The organism is Schinkia azotoformans LMG 9581 (genome assembly GCF_000307855.1).
Classification (GTDB): Bacteria; Bacillota; Bacilli; order Bacillales; family Bacillaceae_J; genus Schinkia; species Schinkia azotoformans.
Genome location: NZ_AJLR01000093.1, coordinates 30,615 through 42,140 on the forward strand (window position 1 = coordinate 30,615; position 11,526 = coordinate 42,140).

The 11,526-nt window shown below is 37.5% G+C and carries 9 protein-coding genes, 3 tRNA genes and 1 pseudogene; 1 reads left to right on the forward strand and 12 read right to left on the reverse strand.

Annotated features, from left to right (window positions below):
- Positions 1-64: 64 nt before the first annotated feature.
- Positions 65-1,636, reverse strand: a complete 1,572-nt coding sequence (locus tag BAZO_RS11210) for an AMP-binding protein (RefSeq protein WP_003331634.1) — start codon at positions 1,634-1,636, stop codon at positions 65-67.
- A 316-nt stretch (positions 1,637-1,952) separates the two neighbouring features.
- Here BAZO_RS11210 and BAZO_RS11215 point away from each other — a divergent pair, with 316 nt between their 5' ends.
- A complete protein-coding gene (locus BAZO_RS11215; RefSeq protein WP_157382120.1) occupies positions 1,953-2,585 on the forward strand; it encodes a TetR/AcrR family transcriptional regulator in 633 nt (210 codons plus the stop codon).
- 96 nt (positions 2,586-2,681) lie between these two features.
- On the opposite strand, the gene BAZO_RS11220 is transcribed toward BAZO_RS11215, so the two are convergent.
- The 11 genes and pseudogenes from BAZO_RS11220 to BAZO_RS11270 form a co-directional block, all read right to left on the reverse strand.
- On the reverse strand, positions 2,682-3,086 hold the full coding sequence (locus tag BAZO_RS11220) for a hypothetical protein (RefSeq protein ID WP_235786729.1): 405 nt from the start codon (positions 3,084-3,086) through the stop codon (positions 2,682-2,684).
- 67 nt (positions 3,087-3,153) lie between these two features.
- Positions 3,154-4,404: pseudogene (locus BAZO_RS11225) on the reverse strand (replicative DNA helicase).
- Positions 4,401-5,339, reverse strand: coding sequence for a DnaD domain protein (locus BAZO_RS11230; protein WP_235786730.1), 939 nt, complete (start codon positions 5,337-5,339; stop codon positions 4,401-4,403). The pseudogene BAZO_RS11225 and the gene BAZO_RS11230 overlap by 4 nt, the downstream one beginning before the upstream one ends.
- 137 nt (positions 5,340-5,476) lie before the next feature.
- Positions 5,477-5,776 (reverse strand): hypothetical protein, encoded by a 300-nt coding sequence (locus BAZO_RS11235; RefSeq protein WP_003331638.1) that lies wholly within the window; start codon positions 5,774-5,776, stop codon positions 5,477-5,479.
- A gap of 139 nt (positions 5,777-5,915) precedes the next feature.
- Positions 5,916-7,379, reverse strand: coding sequence for a plasmid pRiA4b ORF-3 family protein (locus BAZO_RS11240; RefSeq protein WP_003331639.1), 1,464 nt, complete (start codon positions 7,377-7,379; stop codon positions 5,916-5,918).
- 83 nt (positions 7,380-7,462) lie between these two features.
- Positions 7,463-9,106 carry a hypothetical protein gene (locus BAZO_RS11245; protein WP_003331640.1) on the reverse strand — a complete coding sequence of 548 codons (1,644 nt, stop codon included), beginning with the start codon at positions 9,104-9,106 and terminating at the stop codon, positions 7,463-7,465.
- 2 nt (positions 9,107-9,108) lie between these two features.
- Entirely contained in the window at positions 9,109-9,891 is a 783-nt protein-coding gene (locus BAZO_RS11250; RefSeq protein WP_003331641.1) for an ABC transporter ATP-binding protein, read from the reverse strand.
- Positions 9,892-10,024: 133 nt separating this feature from the next.
- Positions 10,025-10,921 carry a DMT family transporter gene (locus BAZO_RS11255; protein ID WP_003331642.1) on the reverse strand — a complete coding sequence of 299 codons (897 nt, stop codon included), beginning with the start codon at positions 10,919-10,921 and terminating at the stop codon, positions 10,025-10,027.
- 290 nt (positions 10,922-11,211) lie between these two features.
- Positions 11,212-11,294: transfer RNA gene (locus BAZO_RS11260), tRNA-Leu, on the reverse strand.
- Between the two features lie 27 nt (positions 11,295-11,321).
- A tRNA-Leu gene (locus tag BAZO_RS11265) sits at positions 11,322-11,410 on the reverse strand.
- Positions 11,411-11,430: 20 nt separating this feature from the next.
- Positions 11,431-11,505, reverse strand: a tRNA-Cys gene (locus tag BAZO_RS11270).
- Positions 11,506-11,526: the final 21 nt, after the last annotated feature.

The window sequence follows — 11,526 nt, forward strand, 5'->3', positions numbered from 1 at the left end:
TATATAACTGATCAAAGGGACGGGTACTGTGTCCCTTGTTCTCTATATCCCAAATACCATCACCCTACGCCTTTTGTATTCTTTCGTTATGCATTTGCCGTAGAATATGTTTTTGTATTTTTCCAACAGCAGTACGTGGAAATTCGGATACAAATTCGATTGCATCTGGAACTTTAAATTTAGCCAAACGCTCTCGGCAGTATTGAATAAGTTCCTCTTCTGTAATTGTTTCATTTTCATGTAAGATAACGTAGGCTTTAATCGCTTCATCCCGCATGTCATCGGGAATACCGATTACAGCTGATTCATAAACACTGTGATGATCACAAAGAACACTTTCCACTTCGTTAGCAGCAACATTTTCACCGGCTCGTTTAATCATATCCTTCACCCGGTCAACAAAGTAGAAGTAACCGTCAGCTCCCAATCGGGCATTGTCGCCTGTATATAGCCAGCCATCTATCAATGTTTCAGCTGTTGCCTGTGGATTTTTGAAATAGCCCTTCATCAATGTCCGACCTGGAACTCCTTTTACAACAATTTGACCCGATAGTCCATTTGGTACTTCATCGCCATCCTCGTCAACAATTTTCACTTCATAACCAATTGTTGGTCTCCCAATGCTCATATTTTTTCGAATTCCATCAATTGGATTCATAAGTGGTACGCCAACTGTCTCCGTCATCCCATACATTTGTAATAACGGAACATCAAACTTCTCTTCAAAATCCTTGAGTTGTTCTTCTGATACCGATTGAGCGAACCAGATGACTCTCATGTCATTATTTTTGTCATCTGAACAGTACTCTTGTGCCAAAATCATCCGAATCGGTGCCGCAAACAAGGAGCCAACGGTCACCTTGAAATTTTTAGCTTGTTTAAAGTAACGTGATGCACTAAAACGCTCTGTTATGGCGATGCTTGCCCCAACTACTAAGGCTGACATGGTTGAATAATATTGGGCATTACCATGGAAGAGGGGAAGTACAATGAATTGCCGATCGTCAGGTGTTAAGCGAATAGATTTTGACATGACTTCCCCTGTGAAAAGATAATTCGCATGGGTAATCTGCACACCTTTTGGTTTCGATGTCGTGCCTGATGTATAGAGCATGGCTGCAACGTCCTCCGCATCCAAAGGAACAGTTGGTATTTGGTTGTTAGCGTTTGCAATTAAGGCTTTTAAATCTTGATTTTCGTAAGCATCCCCCTCATAACGTGCTAACAAGATTTCTTTTAAATTCGGAAGATTCCGACGGGTGTTGGCAAACTTTCCTAAATATTCTTCTTCCGTAATAAGTAGAACGGACTCAGAGTGATTCAATATATATTCCATTTCGTCTGAAGTCGATAAAACATTCGTCGGTACCATGATTGCACCAATATTAGCTAACGCAAACCATGAAATCATAAACTCTAAATTATTGGGAAGATGCAATGTCACATGCTCACCTTTTGTGACGCCTAAATCGAGAAAAACGTTACTTAAACGATTTACCTGGTCGGCAAATTCTTTATAGGTAAGTTCAAATCTTCGCTGCTCCCGATCTTCAAAAAGCAGGAATTTTTTATCAAAATGCTTTTCAGTTTTCTCCATTAATAAATCTCGCAACGTTCTGTTTCCGACAATATCCATATCTCTCACATAACCTCCTCGTCGTGAATATGGTAGGCACCATACTAAGTTTGTTGTCAATTAGTTGTTATCTTTCACTTTGGCACCTTGACTTTAATGATATTAAAACGCTTACAAATTGAATCTAGAATGAAACCATGATAAAATTTCTATACGGACTGCAGTCACAGACCATGGTCACAAACCGTAGTCTTTGAATTTATTTTAGGTAAATTATTGGGTTTAGTCAACAAAAATTTATAAGGATTTTTAAATAATTTAGTCTAACTATGCAATTGTGCATAGTTCTAGGTTAGAATTGTGAAAAGGGAAGTAATTGATTTATCAAGAAAGGAGAATTTTAAAATTGCCACCTATGACTCCACGACAGATAAAAGCCCAACAAACTAAAAAGAAGATTCTAGAGGTTGCTTTGGATCTTTTTAGCAAAAAGGGATTTGACCAGGTTACAGTCGATGAAATTGTAAATGTATCAAACACTTCAAAGGGCGCATTCTATGTACACTTTAATTCGAAATACGAAATCTTCTTGGAGAAGTTCAAGGAAATTGATGATTTTTATGAAACTTTTACCGAAACCTTGCCTAGTAAAATGAGTTATAGCGAAAAAATTATCAATCTTACAAAATCACAAATGGTATATTTGAAAGATTGTTTGGGAAAAGACCTGATGAGAACTGTTTATATAAGTGCTCTAACTCCGAACCAACCTAAAACACTCTCAAATACCGATAGGACTCTTTATAAAATTATCCATTCATTTGTTAAGCAAGGACAAGAACAAGGGGAGTTTAAAGATTACATTCCAGCTAAAGAAATTACGATGTTGATTACCCGCTGTATGCGTGGAACGCTTTATGATTGGTTATTGTTTGATGAAGAGAGTTTTGATCTTGTAGAGGAAAGTCAGAAATTTATCGGACCGATTATTGCTAGTTTGTCAAAGTAAAAATTTATGGGTGCCTGTGCGTTGTGATCCCGTAAGTTGACAAAATTCATTCTTGGTGGGACATAGGGACGGGAAGAGACCCTGTGTCCCAATCCATTACTTCCCCTTCAAAAAACTCCCTGCCATTGCAGGAAAACGCTTAAATTCCTTCTTCATTTCTCGAAACGAAAGCACCTCTTTTCCTCTAGTAATCTCGAATTCTAGCGGATATTCATGACAGTTCAAGGGGTAGCTATGAAACGACTTGATAAAGAATTGGATGGCCTCTTCCTGACTGCGGGCATAGATAAAGACAAAAGCCGTCTGGTCCATCTTCAGGGAGTAAAGACCCACCTTGTGAAAACCTAATACATTCTTTTGAAACATTTCTGCTACCTTTTCATGATCTGCTTGATTTAAGTCTATTTTGGAGATATCGTCATCTAGTGAAATTTTCTTTTCCTCTAATAAATGATATAGGCAATGGGCCAAAGCGGATTCCTCAAAAATTATACAATCCATGTACAAATCTCTCACCAACATATGATCACTCCTCTATATTAGATTTTTTTCAACCGTGGATCTCTTTTTAATGGGTTACATTTTCATCTTCAATCGCTCCTGTATGCTCGTTATAATTTACAGCAATGGTACCAACTGGACCATTTCGGTTCTTTGAGACAATGATTTCAAGGGAATGATCCTCGGAATCCCTGTCATAATACGCTTCGCGGTACAAAAACAAAATGACATCGGCATCCTGTTCAACACTGCCCGATTCGCGTATATCAGACATCATCGGACGTTTATTGGCTCTTGATTCAACCGATCGATTTAGCTGTGCCAAGCAAACGACGGGGCAATCGAAATCCTTCGCCATCGTTTTGAGGGATTTCGATATTTCCGTTACCTGCATGTGGGCATTTCCTCCAAAAAATTGAGTCGTTTGAATGAGTGTCAAGTAATCTATAAAAATAATCGGTTTCCTGTGCGGGAATTGATGCATGAGCTTTCTTGTTTTTGCTCTCATTTCGGCAACCGTTTGCCCAGCCCCATCAAAGATTTGCATATGGGTTTCATCGAGATTCCCCATGACATCCGCCCATTTATTTTTTTGACTTTCGGTTAGCATTCTTTTCGGATCCCGCATTTTGGCTCGGTTGAACCCGCCTGTCGAAGCTATCAGTCGCGAGGTTATGAGCTTTTCAGGCATTTCTAAGGAAAAAATGAGTGGCAGAAACCCAGCTCAACCCGATATTTTTGCAAAATGAAGCATCACATCGGTTTTCCCCATCGAAGGCCTTGCTGCTAGAATCGTCACTTCCCCGCTCTGAAAGCCTCCCGTCACGAGATCAAGCTTTTGGATCCCCGTTGTCACACCTTTCGAATGAGGTTGATCCTCCCACGGCACTTCATAGACTCTCTCCAACGCTTGATGTATCGAGGTGTGATCCTCCATTTTCGATTGGTTAATTTTATCCAATTCAGCAATGACTTTCGCAATCTCCCAATCATTCATAGCCGCTCGCGTTAGGATATTTCTCTTTTCCCGTTCCTTCCACAGTTCAAGAATGAGCTTCTCCGTTCCATCGAATTTCTCAAGATCCGCATACGATAATAGCTCCGCAAGATATGACATTCCACCGAATGATTCGAGGTCAGGTAAGGTCGTTAATGAAATCAAATCAATATTCTTACCCGCCCGCTTTAGTTCCACCATTCTTCGCATTAATTCTTGATGCCGTGTACATTCCAGCTGTTCAGGTTGAATCAAGGTATCCTTCAATAAATAATCCGCTTTGATCAAGCTTCCTAAGAACGACTTTTCCGCCAAATTCATCCCTTTTCACCTGCCGTTAGGTCAAGTTCAAATCCTCTTGGAATCGCTCTTCCAGCAGGATTCGATTCGTTAGCTGGTCGATTCTTTACTACAGGCTTTTGTTTCTCCTCATACGAATCAACTTCTTCTACGGTTAGTAAAGATTCATTTTCCCAGTTTTTCAGAATCCCGATAATATAATTCAGCCTTCGCTTGTTATTGGCACACGCAATATTCATCGCTTTTAGAATCATTTCTTTCGGTTGTAAAAAACTAGAATCGTCTAACCAAGCTAACAGCTGCTGTTTCGCATTTACGTTCGAAAAGCCAAATCCATTTGCATCCCAAAACTCTATTATTTCTTTCACATCATCTGTGTTGGGTAGGTTCTCTATCTTTGATCGGAGAGCTTTTTGTTGTTGTTTTTCTTTTTCATTTTCTTTTTGTTTTTCTTTTTGCCCACGTATCGTATCACGACACGGGAACGTATCGTCAGATTCATCATCATCGGTGATAGAAGAATCTATTTCATCCTCGCTGCAGAATGATTCATATAAGCTCCTAATCTCTTCTTTATGTATGGATTCCAAAACATATTGTACAAGAGTTAGATCCTCAACCTCTTTCAATTCGGAAGCAATACAATCCATAACCGGTTTTCCGCCTTTATGGAGGTTTTCTTTCCCCCAGTTCTTAATCGCGAGTTCTCTTGTTTCAGGATTGTAACGAATCAACCTATGGTGCTTCTCGAATCGCTCCATTAACGAATGAACACTTTCAATCGAATAGCCCAAATCAAAAGCCATTTGTTTTTTCGTAATTCGATAGATTCCAATCTGAGTAGTTTGCGGATTCGTCAGCAGATAAAGATAAAAATACTTATCCTCTGGAGTCATTTCTTCTAAAACAATCGGACTCTTCCAAAATTCAGTACGCACCATTCTATATTTTGCCATCCTCATCACTGCCCTTTCTTCACAAAAAGTTCTTTCAAAATATAGATAGGGATTTATGGAGAAAAAGGGACATTCAATTTTGTAAAAATAAAAGAGTAGACCATAACATAAGTTATTGGCCTACTCCAACAGCAAAATTAATTGTGATTTCGTAACTGTAAAATTTCTTGTTCACTTAGTTCTGTTATTCCAGAAATGATTGCAATATCATAACCATCTTCAAGCATTTTTAATGCAATTTCTTGTTTTCCGTTTAATATACCTTCCTTTATCCCTTCATTTCTGGCTTCTTCTTTCCCTACTCGTCTTTCTCCTTCAAAATTGCTTAACAAATCACGCAACTCCTTTGCCTTTGCTTCATAAATGACACGATTTTCTTTATTGGCGCTTAACGTTTCCCATTCGATAAGAGCTTCCCTAACTTGTTCACGATCCATCGCCCATTCCTCCCATTCGGACAATATTGTGATCAATTAAAATTCGAATAAAATCCGTTAATGGGACACAGTTCCCGACCCTGTGTCCAACTATATTTTAATCTAATCGACAAGTGAATGACTGGTAAGGATTTCCCTATTATTCAAACCAATCTTCATCGAAAAAGTACTGCTCAGGCCCCTCCCCTTTACTTTCCTTCAAATACGGCTGAAACGACTCCGGATTCGTTTCCTTTATATCTTCTACCTCTATTAAAAACTGCCACTCATCACCATAATCATACAAGTATAAAAAACGTTGCCCCGTAATGAACCCTAAATCACCAACTTGTACTTTATCTGCTTTTGGACCTTCTGAATCATCATCTGGAGAAGAGATACAGTCCATTGACCATTTTTCTCCGTCCATAAAAAAAGAATAAAGGTGATCATTATCAAAGTCATATGCCTCAAGAATGATATCATGTAAATCTTCCATTGTGTGTTGACTTGATAAGATGACCTTTCGCCAAATGTTTTTCTCAAATGTAACTTTAAATGTATAAATTCCCTTCGTAAACCGCCTCTTATTTCTTGGTAAAGTACTTTGTAAGGATTCCTTTGGAAAAAGCTGTTGAAACGGCAAGAAAAATGGTTGTGAGCTTTGATCTTCATTCATTTTTTTAAGTATTATGTTTCTTTCTTTTTTTGGTAAATCAATATACCCTATTTCGTTTAATTTTGATCCGGGAATGGGATTTATTTCACCATGAATCCTTCTTTCCGATACATTCCATATTTGGATATAACGGTCAAGGAGCAGGATTGGGATGAGCTTTGTCCCCAAGAACGTTAATTTTATTGATTTTGCGAAATAATTACTTTTATTACCAAATGAATCTACACTTTCTTGGTCTATTTCGCATTGCCAAAAGCCAAACCATTCAAAGTAAAGATAAAAAAAATTCCAATCATATAGCCGATATGGTAATTTCCATCTATTATTATTTCGCAATGAAATAACTTTACCAGCCTTTTCTTGTGTACAAATAAAAAACAATTCATGAAGTGAATCGATAAGCGGATTATCAGACCTATCCAATAATTTTGCCCAATTCACATCAACCCAAAAAGTTTCTAGTAAAAAGAAATATTTTTCAATATCCGTTAATTTTTTGTACAACGCTATCCTTTCTGTTGGATGCAGTATCATTTTCCCGCCTTTCCCTAAGACCTTTTCAAATAATCGTCCGCTAAGGGCAAGAAAATAAAAGAAATGAATATATGGATAATATATCTGTTCGGTATAGGCTGTTGCGGTTTCATTTCTTACCGTTATCCGTTTATTAATTTCCGGCAAATGCTTTCTAGAGATATGTTCCATCTTATTTGTTAGCTGTATGGAATGAGCGCTTAAATAATCGATAAAAGTCTCAAAATCTTGTACTAATGTTCCCGGAACAATTCCATTTATTGAGGAACATTGGTACTCTAAATTATTGGCGTCTTCTTTTACTAAATTATGCTGATTGCCACTGACTTCTGACTCATTCCATAATTCCCCAAAGGATAGCTGAATTTCCTTATTACTGGTTTTATTATATATTGGATTAATATCTTTCATCGAATTCTCCCTTGATCATTAATTTGATTTATAGACGCATAGTTCTGTATCTTCTTAAATGGGACACAGTTCCCGACCCTGTGTCACCCAATAATCTTTTCCCAAGTAATATTGAAAGCTAATTTCCAAATAGTAGCCAAACAAATAATGGTAATCACAAAATATAGATAAATCCCGTATGAGAACAAGGTGCTGACAAAATGTAGACCAGCAAACAATCCAACAAACAGCATTAAACCGAATACAATCGCACCGTTGCTGTTTTGATTGTACTGATCGAAAGACTCTGAGAAAGGAATTGACTTTTTAAGAATCATAAAACAAATGACAGCATAAGTGCAGGCATTTAAAAATACAACTACAAGATCTGGTAAAACTCCTACTCCAAATAATACAATAAATACTGCGCTTAAAACCAAGTAAACTGGTAAATATAACTTAAAGATAAACGCCTTTATCGTACCACTAAATATCGGCTTTAGTTGTTGTATAGGAGCAACCCTGTAAATCCACGCCCCCTTATATTTTCCTGAAAACTTCAGAAGGATCATGATGGTCGGGATGATGATTAAGCTAAAGTAAATTGTTAAATATAATTTGCTAGTCGATAAATGATCTAGATTGGTATCAAAGCCATTCATGATAAAAATAAAAGGAATCACAATGGAAAAGCCCAAAGATGGATACACCTTTAATTTAAAATCTCGTTCATTTTTCATCATGGAACTGGCAAATCGGAAAAAGGCTTTTTCTTCATTTGAGTGGCAAATGACTCTAAGGAACAAAGACCTTAGCTTACTATGTTTATTTTCCTTTGCTTTCCCATGATAAGTGAGCTTTTGAAGGTTTTGTTCAAAAACATGATTACATTTCATATAAATCCAAATGGATAGGAGAGGAATCAGGATTCCTAAGGCTAAAAAGACAAGGTAAAACAACTGAAAGGCCCCATTCATCAGCATTTCCATACTTGCTCCATACCACATCGGAAAGATAAATATTTGCCACCATTGCGGTTCAAGCGATACGGTTAAGTCCATAAACTGAAAAGAGCGAACAAGCAATTGGTACCCAATCATAATCATAAGTGATAACCCAATTTGGACATAATTAATAATATCTTTTAATTTTTCTCCATCAAAGAATCGTAAAATAAATAAATAGATAAGAGCAGTTAGCCCGACGATCAACAGGTCAATTAGGATAATATTTACAACTAAAACTAAGAAAAACAAGAAGCCATTTTTGACAAGCCCCACAATCAAAGGGATACTGACAAGCGCTATCGTAAGGAAAAACAAATATATAACAACATGCACCATTTTCGCGGTGCTAATCGTTTTTCGATCAACTGGCTTTGGAAACAGGATGTTTCGATCACGGACGTCTAATAAAACAGAAGAAAAATCGGCAATCATGGAGGTCATGACAAAAAAGGTGAAAATTCCAAAGAAGAAACTCATTTGAAAAAGATAATTGTCACCCATAAGTACAAATGGAAGCATAAACAGACTAAATAACACGTAAATCCATAAGGATTTTATATACTGATTGTTAGTTTCCTTGTCTTTCTTTTTCGCATTTTGTGAGAAAATGGTAGGCACACGCCGGCCATCCATCGTTAACTTGACCTGTAAAATTCTTCTCATTATCTTGTAATCTACGCCAAAGCTACTAAATACTTTCTCAAAACGATCCAATAGTTTCAGCGTGTGAAAGTCCTGCATTCTTACATCTCCCTTACAACCGATACAAATTTTGCACCAAGTTCTTTATGTTCATTAAATCCTGTAAGTTGGTTAAAAATTTGTTCAAGTGACCCCTTCGTATTTTGCCGCTTTAACTCTTCAAATGTTCCATCTGCAGCAATTTTACCGTCATGCAGGAGAATGATGCGGCTGCTTATTTTTTCGACCACATCCATAATATGAGAAGAGTAGAAAATCGTTTTTCCTTGTTCGGAAAGTTGTGTCATGATTTCTTTAAAAATCATCACGCTGTTTGCATCCAAACCATTGATAGGTTCATCAAAAAATAATAACTCTGGATTATGTAGTAAGCTCGAGATAATTAACAGCTTTTGACGCATTCCTTTTGAGTAAGATGCAATTCGAGAATAATAAACTTCACCTATCCCGAATAGTTCCATTAGGCTTTTTGCCTTATAATCAGCGAGGTCAAGGTCGAGACCATACAATTCGCCAATAAAGGTTAAATATTCTTGGCCGGTTAAATTGTCGTAAACTTCAGCGATTTCCGGCACATAACCAATTTTTTTTTTATATTCGATATTTCCATCAGAAATATCTTGACCGAAGATTTTGATCTCACCGAAATACTTGTCTTCAATGCCAAGTATGATTTTAACAGTGGTACTTTTCCCAGCTCCATTCGGTCCAATATACCCAATGATCTCTCCTTTTTTCACTTGAAGAGAAACACCATTTAAGACTGACTTTGATCCATAATTCTTTTTCAAATCAGTGATTTCTAATATAACTTCTTCCTTCATCTTAATTCTTAATCCTCCATTTTTGGATTATATATCCATTTAATCTATTTCTAGTGTACCATTAACTCCTTTACTTAACGAACAGTAACAGTGACTGTTTGCAAACATTTGTGAAAAGCTTGATCATTTCCTGTCAAACTGATGATTTTACAAAATCATGATCCGCTTGAACTCTCGGACTAGCTGTCCAATTAACCATGAATATGCCGGTAAATATACAAATGCCTCCGAGTATTACGTACCAATTAATCACTTCATCTAACAATAGCCAGCCTGTTAGAACACCGAAAAATGGTGCTAAAAACAAGAATGCACTTGTCTTTCCGGGATCGCCCTTTTGTAAAAGGTAAAACCAGACAGCAAATTGTACGATCGAAGCCATTAGAGCCAGCCATACTAAAATGGTAATCGATAAAGTAGTGATTTGAACTGAGGGATTTTCTAATATAAAACTGCCAATAAATAATATCAAACCGCCAAACAACATTTGATAAGCGGTTAAAACCCATGTATTGATTCTGGTACCCCACTTTTTGATCAATAGTGTTCCGATCGCCCACGAAACGGCTGAGAGAAAACCTAAAAGAGTTCCAATTTGAAAGTCTACCTGTGCACCAAGTGTAATAAATACGCCTACAAAACCTAAAATAACACCAATCCACTGTTGCAATCTATAAGTCATTTTCATGAACAGTGTTCCAAATAAAACAACTAAAAGGGGGTTCATAAAGGTTAATATAGAAGATTGTCCCGCTGTTATCGTACGTAAACTGACAAAAATACAGCCCATGACACCAGCCGTTTGAAAGAAGCCAATGAGGGCTACTTTTATCCAATCTGAAGCCTCCCTTGGATGAGGAAGACTTAAATATTTTACAGCTATCGCCATGACGACTCCTGCTAGAAGGAATCGCAGCGCAACCAACAGGATCGGTGTCACGTAAGCTAATCCAATCTTTCCAACTGCAAAAGAAGATCCCATTAAAGCCGTTGTCAATACAACTAAAAATCCAAAAAGCCATTTGTTCATTTTGTATACTCCTTCATGACAATTCTTCTAACTTTTTTACCAAGTATATTTATTGTAATCTTTTTATAATTTGATTATTGTCGAAAAATGGAATACATAATAAATCGGAGGTGTTTTTGAGTAAAGACAAATGCCCATGTAGCAAAAGTTGCAAGACTTGTATCATTACTGTCCGAAGTATTCAAATTCAAACTCACCATTTTTACTCCAACACAAAAAATGCTTACAAACGTTGTAATCAACATTTGTAAGCATTATGAAGTCTTAAATCAATTCAGTTCTTCTAAAGATACCGGTGGTCGGGGTCGAACCGACACTCCTTTTGGGAACACGATTTTGAGTCGTGCGCGTCTGCCAATTCCGCCACACCGGCATAGGCAATAATAGTATAAAGTTAAAATGGTGCCGAGGACCGGAATCGAACCGGTACGGTAGTCACCTACCGCAGGATTTTAAGTCCTGTGCGTCTGCCAGTTCCGCCACCCCGGCAAAGGGTTATAAAATTAAATTGGAGGCGGCAACCGGATTCGAACCGGTGGATAAAGGTTTTGCAGACCTTGGCCTTACCACTTGGCTATGCCGCCGTTGGAGCGGAAGACGGGATT